The organism is Pseudomonas sp. NPDC008258 (assembly GCF_042956345.1).
Classification (GTDB): Bacteria; Pseudomonadota; Gammaproteobacteria; order Pseudomonadales; family Pseudomonadaceae; genus Aquipseudomonas.
The window spans coordinates 99,232-115,478 of the sequence record NZ_JBIBGE010000023.1; the positions used below are offsets into that span (position 1 = coordinate 99,232).

12 protein-coding genes are annotated in these 16,247 nt (G+C 63.0%); 11 read left to right on the forward strand and 1 reads right to left on the reverse strand.

What is annotated here, in order from left to right; translation table 11 throughout:
- Positions 1-20: 20 nt before the first annotated feature.
- The 3 genes from ACFY9W_RS19095 to ACFY9W_RS19105 all read left to right on the forward strand — a co-directional run bounded on the left by ACFY9W_RS19095 (position 21) and on the right by ACFY9W_RS19105 (position 4,171).
- Positions 21-797: a fimbria/pilus periplasmic chaperone gene (locus tag ACFY9W_RS19095; protein WP_391133056.1), complete on the forward strand. Its 777-nt coding sequence runs from the start codon at positions 21-23 to the stop codon at positions 795-797.
- Between the two features lie 108 nt (positions 798-905).
- Entirely contained in the window at positions 906-3,203 is a 2,298-nt protein-coding gene (locus ACFY9W_RS19100) for a fimbria/pilus outer membrane usher protein (RefSeq protein ID WP_391133059.1), read from the forward strand.
- Positions 3,200-4,171 (forward strand): spore coat protein U domain-containing protein, encoded by a 972-nt coding sequence (locus ACFY9W_RS19105; RefSeq protein WP_391133062.1) that lies wholly within the window; start codon positions 3,200-3,202, stop codon positions 4,169-4,171. Before ACFY9W_RS19100 ends, ACFY9W_RS19105 begins: the two co-directional genes overlap by 4 nt.
- Before the next feature lie 161 nt (positions 4,172-4,332).
- Here ACFY9W_RS19105 and ACFY9W_RS19110 read toward each other — a convergent pair whose 3' ends face one another.
- On the reverse strand, positions 4,333-5,481 hold the full coding sequence (locus ACFY9W_RS19110; protein ID WP_391133065.1) for a M14-type cytosolic carboxypeptidase: 1,149 nt from the start codon (positions 5,479-5,481) through the stop codon (positions 4,333-4,335).
- 299 nt (positions 5,482-5,780) lie between these two features.
- Between ACFY9W_RS19110 and tssB the strand changes: the two genes are divergently transcribed.
- From tssB to ACFY9W_RS19150, 8 genes are all read left to right on the forward strand, one after another.
- A complete protein-coding gene (gene tssB, locus ACFY9W_RS19115) occupies positions 5,781-6,284 on the forward strand; it encodes a type VI secretion system contractile sheath small subunit (protein WP_391133068.1) in 504 nt (167 codons plus the stop codon).
- Between the two features lie 32 nt (positions 6,285-6,316).
- On the forward strand, positions 6,317-7,855 hold the full coding sequence (gene tssC / locus ACFY9W_RS19120; RefSeq protein WP_391133071.1) for a type VI secretion system contractile sheath large subunit: 1,539 nt from the start codon (positions 6,317-6,319) through the stop codon (positions 7,853-7,855).
- Positions 7,856-7,878: 23 nt separating this feature from the next.
- Entirely contained in the window at positions 7,879-9,234 is a 1,356-nt protein-coding gene (tssK, locus tag ACFY9W_RS19125; protein ID WP_391133074.1) for a type VI secretion system baseplate subunit TssK, read from the forward strand.
- On the forward strand, positions 9,231-9,911 hold the full coding sequence (tssL, locus tag ACFY9W_RS19130; protein ID WP_391133077.1) for a type VI secretion system protein TssL, short form: 681 nt from the start codon (positions 9,231-9,233) through the stop codon (positions 9,909-9,911). The genes tssK and tssL overlap by 4 nt, the downstream gene beginning before the upstream one ends.
- Positions 9,912-9,918: 7 nt before the next feature.
- Positions 9,919-11,625, forward strand: coding sequence for an OmpA family protein (locus tag ACFY9W_RS19135; protein ID WP_391133080.1), 1,707 nt, complete (start codon positions 9,919-9,921; stop codon positions 11,623-11,625).
- A gap of 15 nt (positions 11,626-11,640) precedes the next feature.
- Positions 11,641-12,135, forward strand: a complete 495-nt coding sequence (locus ACFY9W_RS19140) for a type VI secretion system tube protein TssD (RefSeq protein WP_391133083.1) — start codon at positions 11,641-11,643, stop codon at positions 12,133-12,135.
- Positions 12,136-12,283: 148 nt separating this feature from the next.
- Positions 12,284-14,938, forward strand: coding sequence for a type VI secretion system ATPase TssH (gene tssH / locus ACFY9W_RS19145; protein ID WP_391133086.1), 2,655 nt, complete (start codon positions 12,284-12,286; stop codon positions 14,936-14,938).
- Positions 14,931-16,247, forward strand: a 1,317-nt coding sequence (locus tag ACFY9W_RS19150) for a type VI secretion system tip protein VgrG (RefSeq protein ID WP_391133089.1), incomplete at its 3' end; no start/stop codon positions are given. The genes tssH and ACFY9W_RS19150, both read left to right, overlap by 8 nt.

Consider the following 16,247-nt stretch of genomic DNA (forward strand, 5'->3'; position numbering starts at 1 on the left):
AAGTGTCTAAGGAGAGTTGCATGCGGGAAGGCGCGAAGTGGGCGCACGGATTGATCGGATTGTTGTGGCTGGCAAGCTTGCCGGCCGGGGCGGCGACCTCGGTGCTGATCTGGCCAATCGACCCGGTGCTGGAGGCCGATCAGAAGGCCGGTGCCCTGTGGCTGGAAAACCGCGGTAGCGCGCCGGCCAACTTGCAGGTACGGGTATTCGCCTGGCGCCAGGGTGATTACCAGGAGCAGTTTCAGGCGCAGCGCGAAATCATCGGCAGCCCGCCGGTGGCCAATATTGCCCCCGGGCAAAAGCAGCTCATTCGCCTGACCCGCACCGGTTCCTCGCCAGCCGGCCAGGAGCAGGCCTACCGCATCATCATCGACGAGATCCCGCCCGCCATCCCGGTGGAGAAGGCCGAGCCTGGCGCTACTGCGGCCATCCGCCTGCAGATGCGTTATTCGGTGCCCTTGTTCGTGTATGGCGAGGGCCTGTGGGGCAAGGCCGACCCCGAGGGCAAGCGCAATGCCGAGGGCGTGGGCAAGCCGCAGCTCAGCTGGCGCCCGGTGACCGTGCAGGGCAAACCCTACGTTGAACTGCGCAACACGGGGCCTGTGCATGCGCGCCTGACCGATGTGGTGGTGCAGCAAGGCAGCCAGAGCAAGCCACTGGCCGAGGGCCTGCTGGGCTATGTGCTGCCAGGTGCCAGCATGCGTTGGCCGGCGCCGGTGGTGCCGGGAAGTACCAGCGTGCTGAAGGGCAGGGTCAACGGCCAAGGCGCAGCGGACGCTATCCGCCAAGGCCAATGAGCCAGCAACTGAATGCAATGCAGGGGCCAGGGAGGACCCGGCAATGGTTGGAAACCGTGTGTGAAGTGGCTGAAGGCGAAGACCCGCCATTGGTGCCTGGGGCTGGCTATGATCGGCCCCTGCCTGGTGCTGGCCGACGACCTGCCCCCACCGCCTACAGATCTTTCAGCCATTTCCGATGCCACCCTGTACCTCGACCTGCTGGTGAACCAGATGCCCAGGGCTGAACTGGTACCGGTGCAGCAGCGGGCCGGGCAGTTGTACCTGGACAGCGAGGTACTGCGCGCGGCCGGTATCGCGCTACCGGGCAACCCAAAGGGTGAACTGGCACTGGAAAGCATTGCAGGGTTGCACACCGACTACGACACCCAGAACCAGCGCTTGCTGTTGCAGGTGCCGCCGGCCTGGTTGCCTGACCAGCAAGTGGGCGACCGCAACCTGTACCCGGCCAGTGACGCCCGCAGCAGCTTCGGCGCCTTGTTCAACTACGACCTGTACCTGAACGACACGGATGACGGCGGCACCTACCTGGCCGCCTGGAACGAGCTGCGCCTGTTCGACAACTGGGGCACCTTCTCCAGCACTGGACAATGGCGCCAGTCGTTCAATGGCGCTCAGGCGGACGATACGCGCCAAGGCTTCATGCGATACGACACCACCTGGCGCTTCACCGACGAGCAGCGCCTGCTGACCTATGAAGCGGGTGATTTCGTGACCGGCGCCTTGCCCTGGAGCAGTTCGGTGCGCGTCGGCGGCCTGCAGCTGTCGCGTGACTTCGCTGCGCGTCCCGACCTGGTCACTTACCCGTTGCCGGCGTTCGCGGGCGAAGCGGCGGTGCCGACGTCACTGGACCTGTTCATCAACGGCTACAAGTCCAGCACCACCGAGCTACAGCCTGGCCCTTATACCTTGACCAACGTGCCGTTCATCAATGGTGCAGGCGAGGCGGTGGTAGTCACTACCGATTCGTTAGGCCGCCAGGTGTCGACGACATTGCCGTTCTACGTTACCAGCAGCCTGCTGCAAAAGGGCCTGTCTGATTATTCGGTGGCAGCAGGTAGCCTGCGACGTGATTACGCCGTACGCGATTTTGCCTACGGCCCAGGTGTTGCTTCGGGCAGCCTGCGCTACGGGGTCAGCGACACCTTCACCCTGGAAACGCACGCCGAAACCTCCGAATCGCTGATGCTGGGTGGCCTGGGCGGCAACATGCGGCTGGGCAACTACGGCGTGCTGAACGCCGCGCTGGCGCAAAGCCGCTTCGACGGTGAGAAGGGGCACCAGGTAGCCCTGGGGTACCAGTACAACAGCCAGCGCATCGGCTTCAGCTACCAGCGCCTGCAACGCCACGGCGACTATGCCGACCTGACCCGTGTCGATTCCCCGGACATGCAGCTGAGCAAAAGCAGTGAACAGGTCACCCTCAGCCTGAACCTGAACGAGTACGGCAGCATCGGCGCCGGCTACTTCGACGTGCGCGCCGGTGACGGCACCCGCACCCGGTTGATCAACCTGAGCTACAGCAGGCCGTTGTGGGGCAGCAGCAGCGTGTACCTGTCGGCCAACCGCGAAGTGGGTGACAGCCAGTGGGCTGTGCAGGCTCAGGTGGTTATCCCGTTCGACCTGCATGGCACCTTGGCGCTGGGCATGGAACGCAGCAAGGAGGGCGAGAGCCTGCAACGGGTCAACTACAGCCGTGCGGTGCCAGCGGGCGTCGGCGTTGGTTACAACCTGGGCTATGCCGCAGGCAGTGACCGCGATGCCTACCGCCAGGCCGACGTCACCTGGCGCCTGCAATCGGTGCAGCTGCAGGCCGGGGTGTATGGCAGCAGCGGCGAGATGACCCGGTGGGCCGATGCCAGTGGCTCGCTGGTGTGGATGGATGCCGGCGTGTTCGCCGCCAACCGTATTGACGATGCCTTCGTGGTGGTCAGTACCACAGGTTACGCCGATGTACCGGTGCGCTACGAAAACCAGGAGGTCGGCCGCACCGACGCCAACGGCCACCTGCTGGTGCCCTACAGCAGCGGCTATTACCGCGGCAAGTACGAAATCGACCCCATGGACCTGCCGCCAGATGTCCTCGCCGCCCAGGTGGAGCAGCGCGTGGCAGTACGCCGGGGCAGCGGCTACTTGCTGGAGTTCCCGCTCAAGCGGGTGATGGCGGCCAGTGTCGAACTGGTGGACGGCAACCAGCAGGTGCTCAAGCTGGGCAGCCGCGTTACCCACGAGCAAAGTGGCAGCCAGGCCGTGGTGGGCTGGGATGGCCTGGTGTACATGGAGAACCTGTCGCCGCACAACCGCTTGCAGGTGGACATTGAGGGTGGCGGGCATTGCCAGGTGGAATTCGACCTGCCTGAAGCGCAGGGCACGGTGCCTTTGATTGGCCCATTGGTGTGCCGGTGAATGCCTGGCTGCGGGGGCTGTGGGTGGGCATGCTTTGCCTGCCGGCGGGCTCGGTGTGGGCGCTATGTTCTTCGGTGGCAACGTCGCCGGCAGCATTTGGCAGCCTGAATTCGACGCAGGTGCGTAACACCATCCAGAGTGCGTCAAGCCTTAACTCGGGCTTGCAGTGCACAGGTTCACTGCTGAGCTTGCTCAGTAGCAATGACCATTTCTACGCCACGATCACGCCTGCTTCAGGCGGGTTGGTCGGCCCGACTGGCGATGTCATTGCCTACACACTGTATGCCGACAGCAGCACCAGCTACCCGATCACCCGGGGCGTGGCCTACGACTTTGCCCGCAACGGTATCCTCGACTTGCTTGGCTTGCTCGGCGGCACCACGCCCAAGGCCGTACCGATCTACATGCGAACCATAACAGGCAGTAACGTTGCCGCTGGGGTGTATCGAGAGAACCTGACCGTGGCCTGGAGCTGGAATTACTGCTCGGGTATTGGTGCGTTAGGGCTATGCCTGGGGCGTGACATCGGTTCAGGCAGCCAGACCTTGAGCGTGAGCCTGACGGTGACCAACGATTGCCAGATCACTACCCCCAACATCAACTTCAGCAGCGCGCCGGTCGTGGCGGGCTTTGGCACCGTAAGCCAGAGCCTGAGTGTGTCGTGCACCAAGGGCAGCAGCTACACGGTGGGCCTGGATGACGGGCAGAATGTGTCCGGTGGACGGCGGCGGATGAAGTCGTCGGCCAACAACTACCTGGCTTATGACATTTTCAAAAGTGCAGGGGCGGTACGCTGGGGATCATCAGGGGCAGCAAGGCGTGCCAGTACCGATGCGGATGTGAACCCTGGTGCAGGAACCGGCACCGGTAGCCAAGTGTTCAACTACAACGCCAAAGTCTACACCGACCAGGCTACGCCGCCGGCTGCGACCTATTCTGACAGTGTGATTCTGGATGTGCAGTTCTGACAGCCTTCACCGTCGCACCCTGAAAGCGGGTGCAATCCCTGTGGGAGCGGGCGTGCCCGCGAAGAATCCAACGCGGTGCATGGCACCGGCTGCGCCGGTGTTCGCGGCGGTTCGACGCATCGACTCGCCCGCTCCCACAGGGTGTAGCGTCCGTCTGCCTATTAGCGCAAATCCCCGACCATCTTCGCCAATGTTTCCAGCACCGCCCCGGCCAGTGCCTTCGACCGCGCCCCCGACCAACCGGTAACGGCATCTGGCGCGTCGTCATGGTCCTTGAACGGCATTTCCAGTGTCAGTGACAGGCAGTCATGGGCCATGCCCACGGCATTGCACGCCAGCGTGGTGTTGGCCTGCCCGGGCTCATCGCGGGTGTAGCCATGCACGGTCTGGAAGTCCCGGGTCAGGCTGCACAAGGTGCTGCGGAACTGATCCTCCAGCTTTGCCAGCCGCGGCGTGTAGCCCGGGTTGCCCTCGCAGGCAGCGGTAAACACGTGGGGGATCTCTTCGTCGCCATGCACGTCGATGAACGCATCCACCCCGTACTGCTTCATCTGCGCCTGGGCGAAGAACACTTCTGGAGTCAGCTCGACGCTGGCGTCCTGCCAGGCGCGGTTGAGGTCTTTGCCCTTGAAATTGGTACGCAGGTGGCCGAGGAAGGCGCCGTCGGGGTTCATGTTGGGGATCAGGTACAGGTCGGCCTTGGCCAGCAAGCCCTGGATCACCGCATCGTTGGCCTGCAAGCGGTCGATCACGCCTTCCATGAACCATTCGGCCATGTGCTCGCCCGGGTGCTGTTGGGCAATCAGCCACAGCTTGCGCTTGCCATCGGCACCGTCACCGGCACGCAGCAGGGGAATGTCGCGGCCCTGCACGCTGCGGCCGCTGGCCAGCAGCTCGACACCTGGCAGGTGGCGGGCACGTTCGATCAATTGGTTGTGGCGCGCGCGCGGGTAGGGCTCGAAGTAGGCGAACCAGATCTGCTCCTGCTCAGCCTTTACTTCGAACGACAGCGCCGTGCCGTCGAACTGGCTGGGCACGCGGAACCAGGTTTGCTGGTCGTAACTGGCCACGGCGTTGTAGCCGCTCCAGGCGCTCTTGTACGAGGAACCCGAGGCGTTGTCGAGGCTGAAGCGATGGACCTGGCCCGGGGTCAGCCCGCTGACCTTGAAGTGGAACCACTGGTAGTGGCCGCTGTGGGTGTCCGGGCGGATGGCCAGGTGCACCTGGGCCGGGTTGCTGGCGTCCAGCACCTGAATGTTGCCGGAATCGAATGTGCAGTCGATCTGCAGGGGGGACAGCGTCACGGTCATGGGCCGGGCTCCTTTGCGGGCGTTGTTGTGGGGTTACTGTACACGGCTTGACAGGGCTGCTGCGCGCATTCTTTAGTGAAGTGCATCTTGATTGGGTTTTTGTTGTTCGCTATTGAGTCTCTTCACTTCTTGTTACGTTTGAGTCGTTGGATTTCATAGATACAACCATTTGGCTGTAGGAATATTTACCGGTCGCTGTAAGTCTCTTCTGATGTGCTCTCCAGCTATGGAAATTCCCTGAGATGCAGTCCATTGTTCCTTTCCACTGATCCGAATCGGCTCACGCCAAGGGAGAACACATGGCCAGTAACAGCTTTCAGGATGAAGTGCCTAAAGCACGCGTCAACATCAAACTTGACCTGCATACCGGCGGGGCTCAACGCAAAGTCGAGTTGCCGTTGAAACTCCTGCTGATGGGAGACTACAGCAACGGAAAAGAACAGCGGCCGCTGTCTGAGCGCAGCAAGGCCAACATCAACAAGAACAATTTCGATAGCGTGATGGCGGACTATTCGCCTTCGCTCAGGTTTGTCGTTGAAAACACGCTGGCCGGTGACGGCAGTGACGCAGCCGTGGCACTTGATTTCCAGTGCATGAAAGACTTCGAGCCAGAGCAGGTTGCCCGGCAATTACCACAGCTACGTGCACTGTTGGCAATGCGCAATCTGTTGCGCGAGCTTAAAGCCAACCTGCTGGATAACGCGACGTTCCGCTCGGAGCTGGAGCGTATTCTCAAAGATGAAGGCCTCAGTGATGCGTTGCGCAAGGAATTGTCTGCGCTCATGCCTGCTGACGCGCACTAACACCCTTCGCCTGAACGTACAGGAAGTAAAACATGACCGAAGAGCAACCCTCTGTGCAACCGCACGGCGCTGCCGTATTGGCGGAAAAAGACCAGAGCGTTTATCACGCCCTGTTCGACAAGATCAATCTCAAGCCGCTAGCGGCCATGGGCAATATTGATGCGTTCCAGAGCATCGAGGCACTGTCGGAAGCGACTGCGGATGAGCGTGTAACAGCCTCTGTCAGTGTATTCCTTGAACTGCTCAAGCGTGCGGCACCGAAAATCGACCGCCTGGACAGGGCGCTGCTGGACGAACACATTGCTTCGCTTGATGCCCAAATCAGCCGCCAGCTCGATGCGGTCATGCATCACCCGGACTTTCAACGCCTGGAGGCTACGTGGCGCGGCGCGAAATCGCTGATCGATCAGACGGACTTCCGGCAGAACGTGCGTATCGAGTTGCTCGACATCAGCAAGGCCCACCTGGTGCAGGATTTTGAAGACGCCCCGGAAATTGCCCAAAGCGGCCTCTATCTGCATACCTACACCCAGGAATACGACACGCCCGGCGGGGAGCCCATTGCAGCGGCTGTCTCGGACTATGAATTTGATCGTAGCCCTCAGGACATTGCGCTGTTGCGCAACATTTCCAAAGTGGCGGCGGCGGCGCACATGCCATTTTTAGGTGCCGTAGGGCCGGCATTCTTCGGCAAGCGCACAATGGAAGAAGTGGCTGCAATCAAGGATATTGGCAACTACATGGAGCGTGCCGAGTACATAAAGTGGCAGAGTTTCGCCACAAGTGAAGATGCGCGCTACATCGGCTTGAATACCCCGCGTGTCATCGGCCGATTGCCCTATGGGCCCGACACCAAGCCGGTGCGCGGCTTCAATTATATAGAAGACGTCAAAGGCCCCGACCATGCCCGGTATCTATGGGTCAATGCCTCGTTCGCCTTTGCGGCCAACATGGTCAAGAGCTTTATCAGTAATGGCTGGTGTGTGCAGGTTCGCGGGCCGCAGTCGGGAGGGGCGGTGACTGATTTGCCTATTCACCTGTATGACTTGGGTACGGGAAGTCAGGCGAAAATTCCTTCGGAAATCATGATTCCGGAAACCCGCGAATTCGAATTTGCCAACCTGGGGTTGATCCCGCTGTCGTACTACAAAAATCGGGATTACGCCTGTTTCTTTTCGGCCAACTCCGCGCACAAGCCGGCCCTGTACGACACCCCCGAAGCGACCGCCAACAGTCGTATCAATGCGCGATTGCCTTATGTATTCCTGCTTTCGCGTATCGCCCACTACCTGAAACTCATACAGCGAGAAAACATAGGTACAACCAAAGACCGTCGCTTGCTGGAGTTGGAACTTAACAAGTGGGTAGGCGGTTTGGTTACCGAAATGACCGATCCGGGTGATGAGTTGCAGGCGTCTCACCCGCTGCGCGAAGCAAAAGTGATTGTCGAGGATATTGAAGACAACCCCGGTTTCTTCCGCGTCAAGTTGTTTGCCGTGCCGCACTTCCAGGTAGAAGGCATGGATATCAACTTGTCATTAGTCTCGCAGATGCCCAAGGCTAAATCGTAGCAGTACCCGCAGGAGCCATAAACTTGAACATTGACCGACCCTTGTGGGCTTCGGGGGCTGTCCTGTCCCCGCAGCAGTTCCAGCAGCAGGCGCGCCTGGAGGCGTGGGCCAACCTCTGTATTGCGCGTCAGACACTTGTGCACCCCTGGGGCGTGCAAGCCCTGGCATTCGACAGCGATGCGTTGCAGCTTGGCAAGCTCAAGGCCAGCCGGGTGTGCCTGTGCATGCCCGATGGCACGTTGATCGACAGTGAACGGATGGACCCTCTGCCACCGGCGCTGGAGTTGTCCCGGGTACTTCCGGAGGCCGCAAAGGCCGCCACGGTGGTGCTGGCCTTGCCGCTGGAGCAGGCCAACGGTGGCAACTGCCTGTTCGACGGCGGCCGGCTCGATCGCCCGACGCGCTACCGTCAGGCATGGCGCGAGATCCAGGACATCCATGGCGATGACGTGCAATCGGTCGGGGTGCTCGAACATATGCTCAGCCTGCGCCTGCAGGACGACGATAACGCGGATTACCTGACCTGCCCGGTGGCCAGGCTGGTGCGTGATGCACAGGGTGGCTGGGAGTTGGACAGCACCTATATACCGCCGCTGCTGAGCTTTGCCGCTCACCCCGGGTTGCTGGTGCAACTGGACAACCTGCTCACCCAGCTGTGCGCCAAGCGCGAGCGCCTGATGGGCATGCGTCGGGAGAGCAACCAGCGCATGGCTGACTTCGCCGTTGCCGATGTGACGCTGTTCTGGCTGCTCAATACCCTGAACTCGTACCAGCCGGTGTTGGCAGACGTGCAAGCCCACCCGGCGCGCCACCCCGAACAGGTCTACCAGACACTGGTCAAGATGGCCGGGAGCCTGCTGACATTCTCCCTGGACCACGACCTTCACTGCATTCCGGCCTACCAGCACGGTAACCTGGAGGCCGTCCTCCCGCAGCTGATGCGGACCATCGCCACCCTGCTGGAGGCGAGCCTGCCGTCGCGGGTCGTGGCATTGGTGCTTGCGCAGGCCGGTGCCAACCGCTGGCAGGTCAGGCTTGATGACCCACGCCTGCTTGAACCTGAAGGCGTTGATTTCTATCTGTCGGTACGCAGTGCCTTGCCTGCTGCCCAAGTGCAAAGCCTGTTCCCCAGGCTGTGCAAGGTCGGGGCGCCGGACGATGTCGACCATCTGGTCAATGCCGCGCTCGATGGGGTTCCGCTGCAAGCACTCAGCCATGTGCCGGCCGCCATCCCGTTGCGCCTGGAGAACCAGTACTTCGCCCTTGACCTTGCGCACGCCAAAGGGCGGGCCATGTTGGCGCACGGGGTGTGCGCGCTGTATGTGCCGAGCACCTTCGCCGACGCCCGGCTTGAACTGTTTGCGGTACTGCGTACATGAGCCCGGTAGAGCAAGGTTCAGTTTCCGGCGGCCTGTGCGTCGACGCGTTGCTGCACGGCAGCTACCTGTTGGTCGTCGAACTGTGCCACGGCGCGTCGGTGCACAACGGCCCTCACCTGTGGTCAGTGTGTGTGCAGCAGGTAGAAGCCGTGCGCAATGCGTTGCAACAGGCCGAACTGGATGGGCCCAGCATCGACCATATAAGCCACGCGCAGTGCGCCTTGCTCGATGAAACCGTGCTGCGCCATGCGCAAGGGGAATCGCGCACAGCCTGGGTACAGCAGACGTTGCAGGCCAGGTTCTTCAATCGCCATCAGGCGGGTGAATCACTTTACGAAGACATGCGCAGGGTGTTGCGGGATCCCGCCGCCAGCCCTCAGGTTCTTACGGCCTTCCACCGTGTATTGATGCTCGGTTTCAAGGGCAGGTACACAGACATTGCAGACCCGCAACGGCAGCAGGTGCTGGAAGCGCTGGCGGCGCGGGTCACGCCGCTGGGCATCACTCAGCCAGTCATCACCCAGGCCGGCAAGCGACGCACAGCCGCGCGCCTGCGCTGGTTGCAGTCACCGCTACTGAACGTGCTAGCCGCAGCACTGCTGCTTGCCGGCGTGTGGTGGGGGCTGGACCGGGTGTTAGGCCAGGCGGTCGCAGCACTTGTGCCGGGCCAGGTGTGAGGTGCCCATGACACTTACGCAGCGTCTGGGCTTGTGGGCATGGGCAGGGGCCCTTGCCGTGCTGCTGTTGGCTATCGTGCCAATGGCCGCAGGCTGGCGCATCAGCGCAGTGGTGCTTACCGCAGGTGCTGTTGCCTGGCAGTGGCGCCGTACTGTGCGTCGCCAGCAGCACATGGCGGGCAACGCTGCCTTGCCTGCCGCTTCATACCGGCATCCTGTGCTGCTGGTGTGTGGCGACGGCCAGCACGGGCTTTTCGGTCCTGCCCCCGATGAACAGTTGGCGCTGCGGGTGACCGGGCAAGGGTGTTATGTACGGGTGGCACGTGCAGGGCAGCTCACCGCAGTCGTTGCCGACCTGCTGGCGGCAAGGCCCGGGTGGGCAGCGCAACTTGGCACCTTGCTGGTGGTGGATCCCACCCAGCACACCGATTCGGCAGTGCTGGCCAACGGCCTGCGCGGCTTCAGCCACCAGGTGGCCAAGGTTCGCAGGCGTGGGGTCGCTTTGCCGCTGATGGTGATGAGCTATCTGCCTGGCGCAGCGGTAACCGGGGCCTGGTTCAGTTGGGACGCCGGGTGCGCCAGCCCCCGCGTGTACGAAGACGGCGCCTGCATGAGCCTGCACGATTGGCAGCGCTCAGGTGGCGATGGGTCGCTACAGCCGGCGCGTTTGAGGGCTTGCTTGCAACTCGACAGCGTTGCGCAATGGCTGGCCGAATGGGTCACCCCAGCCTTGAGCGAATCGATCCCTGGCTATGCCCTGGCCAAGCCTCCGGCCATCGTTGCAATCACTTCGAACCTGCCCCAGGTCCCGCCCGTGCCCAACAACCTCTGGCAGCGCTGGCTCCATGGGCAAACCGGTGTAGCGGGGAGCAACACCGGGCAACGTACGGTCGACAACACTCCGGTATTCCCGGACGTGCTGCTTCACCTGCTACCCACGCGTGCGCCTCAGCGTGACCGCTTCAAGGTGTATGTGCCGGGTGTGTGGCTGTTCGTGTTGGCGGGCAGTGCAGCGCTGGCGAGTTCCGCCTGGCAGAACACGCTGTTGATGCGGCAAGTGAGCGACGACCTGCGGCGCCACGCGGCAACCCACCCGGGCGACCTCGCACAGCGCGAGGCAGCGCTGGCGGTGCTGCATCAGGATGCCCAGCGGCTGGATCGGTACTACCGCCATGGTGAACCCTGGGCCCTTGGCCTGGGGTTGTATCGGGGAGAGGCGTTGCGCGTTCCGCTGCAGGCTGCAATCGCGGGCCATCGTCAGCCGGTTGCGCTCACCCCCTCGTCCGGCAGCCCCGGCGCCGTGCGCCTGGACAGCCTGTCGCTGTTCAGCAGCGGCAGTGCCCAGCTCAAGCCCGAATCCACCGAAGTGCTGATCAAGGCCCTGGTCGGCATCAAGGCCCAGCCGGGTTGGCTCATCGTAATCGCCGGCCATACCGACGCGACCGGCACACACCCGCACAACCTGCAGCTTTCCCGCGCCCGTGCGGCAGCCGTCCATGCGTGGATGCAGCGCATGGGCGACCTCCCTGATAGCTGTTTTGCGGTTCAAGGCCTGGGGGCCAGCCAGCCGGTGGCCAGCAATGACACTGAAGCCGGCCGCTCGGCCAACCGCCGCGTAGAAATCCGTCTGGTGCCAGCTGCAGGGGCCTGTGTCCCGGCCAGTGCGGTATCAGGCGCGCAACCCCAGCCGCATTCGGCGGCATTCAACGACTGAGAAAAGGAGTTTCAAATGGCTATTCCCGTTTACCTGTGGCTGAAGGACGACGGCGGTGCAGACCTTAAAGGGTCGGTCAACGTCGGCGGCCGCGAGGGCTCCATTGAAGTGATCGCCCAGGACCACTGCCTGTACATCCCCACCGACAACAACACCGGCAAGCTGACCGGCACCCGCATTCACACTCCATTCGTGTTCAGCAAGGAGATCGATGCTGCCAGCCCGTACCTCTACAAGGCCGTCACCACCGGCCAGACGCTGAAAAAAGCCGAGTTCAAGTGGTACCGCATCAACGATGCCGGGCAGGAGGTCGAGTATTTCAACACCACGCTGGAGAACGTCAAGGTGGTGAACGTCGCGTCAAAAATGCACGACATCAAAGACCCTTCCAAGGAGAAGCACAACCATCTGGAGGTGGTTGAGTTGCGGTACGAAAAGATCACCTGGACCTATCTGGACGGCAACATCATCCATTCCGACGCCTGGAATGAGCGCCCCGGCGCTGCCTGATTGCACCGCGCCCGGCAGGTGGGGTTGTGCCTGCCGGCAGCGCTTTACCCGGTTGAGCAGGTGCTTGCACCTGCCCGGCCGAACGCAACAAGGCCCGCAGCCGCCTGTGCTCAGCGGCTGCCCAATGCATTCAACAAGGACGCACCCAATGGCCCACCATCCTGCTCGCCTGCTTCGTCGCCTCAACCCTTATTGTGCCCAGGCTCTGACTGCGGCGGCCTCGTTGTGCCAAAGCCGTGGCCATGCATTTATCAGTATCGAGCACTGGTTGCTCAAGTTGCTGGAGCAAGGGCATGGCGACCTGAACGTGATCGCCCGCCGCCACGCATGGGACCTGGATGCGCTGTGGCAAAACCTGCTGGCGCACTTCGACACATTGCCGCGCAGCGTGCGAGGCAAACCTGAACTGGGTGGTGAACTGCAGCAGTTGATCACCTTCGCCTGGATGCGGGCATCGCTGGACGATGAAAGCGAGACGTTGCGCTCCGCCCACCTGTTCGGCGCATTGCTGGAAGCGCCGGGCCTGCTCAGATGCACATCAGCCTGGCCGCTGCTGAACATCAGCCAGGCGCAACTGCAACAACTGACCGCGGTGCTGGATCAAGAGTCCGAAGAACGCCCCGACGCCCAGGCGCTCATGCCCAGGCAACCGACAACCCCTGCGCCAGCAGGCGCACACCAGGTGCCTGCCCGGCAGGCAGTACTCGACCAGTACACCCAGGACATCACCGCCAAAGCGGCTGCAGGACAAATCGACCCGGTGTTCGGCCGTGATGACGAGATTCGCCAGGTAATCGACATTCTCTGCCGCCGGCGCAAGAACAACCCGATCCTGGTCGGCGAGCCGGGTGTCGGCAAAACTGCACTGGTCGAAGGGCTGGCCTTGCGTATTGCCAACGCCGAGGTGCCAGACAGCCTCAAGCCGGTAACCGTGCGCACCCTCGACCTGGGCTTGCTGCAAGCGGGCGCAGGGGTAAAAGGCGAGTTCGAGCAGCGCCTCAAGCGCGTCATCGATGCGGTGCAGCACGCGGCCGATCCGGTGCTGTTGTTCATCGATGAAGCCCACACCCTGATCGGTGCCGGCAACCAGGCGGGTGGGGCGGATGCAGCCAACCTGCTCAAGCCGGCCCTGGCCCGTGGCGAACTGCGTACCATCGCCGCAACCACCTGGCGTGAATACAAGCAGTACTTCGAGCGCGACGCCGCGCTGGAAAGGCGCTTCCAGATGGTCAAGGTGGACGAGCCCGACGATGCCAATGCCTGCCTCATGCTGCGCGGCCTCAAAGGTTGCTATGCCCGCCATCACGGTGTGCATGTCGAAGATGCGGCGGTGCAGGCTGCCGTCAGCCTGTCACGTCGCTACCTGGCGGGTCGCCAGCTGCCTGACAAGGCCGTCGACCTGCTCGACACCGCCAGTGCCCGCGTGCGCATGAGCCTGGACTGCGAGCCCCAGGCCCTGGTGCGGCTCAAGGCCCGGCAGGCCGCATTGGCGCTGGAGTACCAGGCCCTGCAGGAAGATGCCCGGCTTGAAGGGCGCGGTCATGACCAGCGCCTGGCCTGGCTTGAGGCGCAGCAGGCCAGGCTTGCGACCGACAAGGCCGGCCTGGAGCAGCAATACCAGCAAGCGCTGGTGCTAAGCCGGCAATTGCTCGACGCGCGCCAGGCTACGCCAAGGCTGCCTGCACACTGCGCGGCGTTGCAGAAACAGCTGAGCGAAGCCCAGGGTAACCAGCCGCTGCTATCGCTGGACGTGACTGCACGCAGCATCGCCGAAGTGGTTGCCGACTGGACTGGCGTGCCGCTGGGCAGCCTGCTCAAGGATCAACAGGGCAGCCTTCTGGCCCTGGAGCAGCAACTGGGCGAGCGTGTGATTGGCCAGGCCCCGGCACTGAATGCCATGGCGCAGCGGCTGCGGGCCGCAAGCACCGGGCTGACCGATGACAAGGCCCCGCTGGGCGTGTTCCTGCTGGTAGGCAGCAGTGGCACGGGCAAGACCGAAACGGCGCTGGCACTGGCCGACAGCCTGTTCGGTGGGGAGAAATCACTGATCACCCTGAACCTGTCGGAATACCAGGAGGCCCACACCGTCAGCCAGCTCAAAGGCTCCCCGCCTGGCTACGTTGGCTACGGCCAGGGCGGCGTACTGACCGAAGCGGTACGCCAGCGGCCTTACAGCGTGGTGTTGCTCGATGAGGTGGAAAAAGCCCACCGTGATGTGCTCAACCTGTTCTACCAGGTGTTCGACCGCGGTTTCATGCGCGACGGCGAGGGTCGCGAAGTCGACTTCAGGAACACGGTCATCCTGATGACCTCCAACCTGGGCAGCGACCTGCTGCAGCAGTATCTGCAAGCCCATCCCGCAGCGCCGTGCAGTGAACTGCAGGCACTGCTTCGCCCGACCTTGCGCGAGCATTTCCAGCCTGCCTTGCTGGCGCGTTTTCAAACACTGATCTATCGCCCGCTTGAGGCTGAAGCGCTCAGATGCATCGTTGCGCTCAAGCTGGCCCAGGTTGCCAAGCGCCTGCACCGTCACTACGGCCTGTACTGCCTGATCGACGAGCCGTTGAAAGACGCGTTGGTCGCTGCCTGCCTGCTCCCCGATAGCGGCGCCCGCAACATCGACAGCCTGCTCGACCAGCAAATCCTTCCTGTGCTCAGCCAGCAGTTACTGCAGCGCCAGGCCGCCGGCCAGGCGACGCTGGCCGTGACCATGGGCTACAGCGAAGCTGAAGGCTTCTGCATGGACTTTGCCGAACAACTCGATGCGCCGCTGCGGGCAGCCCTGGAGCGTGAGCATGGCTAAAGCGCTTGCCTTGTTCATCAATCACAGCCAGCACAAGCTCGAAGTCCCTGGCCTAAATGCGCTACTGGACGTGCTCGCCTTCGAAGGCGACGAGCGCCTGAGCCAGCCGTTCAAGTACCGCGTGGAGTTCACCTCGACCACGCAGGACATCGCCGTCGAGCACATCCTTAACCGCGACGCCACCTTCAGCCTCCATGCACCACCGCAAAAGCCGCCGCCCCGTGGTTTTCAGGCCCCCGTGGTAAAGCCGCTGCGTACCCTGCACGGGGTGATTACCGGGTTCAAGCGCCTGTCCGCATCCCGCGACGAAGCACGCTACGAGGTCACCCTGGAGCCGCGCCTGGCGCTGCTTGGGCGCGGCCGGCAATACCGCCTGTACCAGCAGCAGTCGGTACCGGAAATCGTCGAAAGCGTGTTGCGCAGCCGCCACGAATTCCTTGGCCAGCACTTCCTGTTCAAGCTGGCGCGCGAGTACCCCCGGCGCGAGCAGGTGATGCAGTACGGCGAAAGCGACCTGGCGTTCATCACCCGGCTGCTGGCGGAGGTGGGCATCTGGTACCGCGTGGTCAGTGACGACCGCCTGTACATCAGCGTGGTCGAGCTGCACGACGACCAGCGCTTCTACCAGTTCAACGTCAAACTGCCGTGCCGCCCGCCATCGGGCCTGAGCAGCAGCGGCGAAGAAGCGGTGTGGGCGCTGCAGGCCAGCCACCAGGTGGTGGAGCAGCACATCAACTTCCGCGCCTACCACCACCGCCACGCCGGCGCCTACCTGGACGGCGAAGTCGACCAGACCCGTGGCGCCATCACCAACTACGGCGAGGCCTACCACTACGCCGAACCCTACAGCGCCCTGGGCGACCCCTACGCCCAGGACGAAGACCTGCTCAGCGAAAGCGGCTTTTTCTACGCCCGCCTGAAGCACGAGCGCTACCTCAACGGCCAGACCCACCTCAGCGGCGCCAGCAGCAGTGTCAGCCTGGCCCCCGGGCAGGTGCTGAAAATCTCTGGCGGCGCCCCACAGGCTTTCGACCCCGGCGCGGTGATCACCCGCGTGTTCACCCAGGCCGCGCGTGACCGCAGCCTGGAGACCACCTTCGAGGCCATCCCCTATTCCGAGACCATCTGCTTTCGCCCAACGCTGGAGCCCAAACCGCAGATCGCCGGTACGCTGCCGGCGCGGGTCACCAGTTCCAAGGCCAACGACCGCTACGGCCACATCGACCTCGAAGGCCGCTACCGGGTCAGCTTCCTGTTCGACCGCGACAGCTGGAACCAGGGCCAGGAAAGCGCCTGGCTGCGCCTGGCC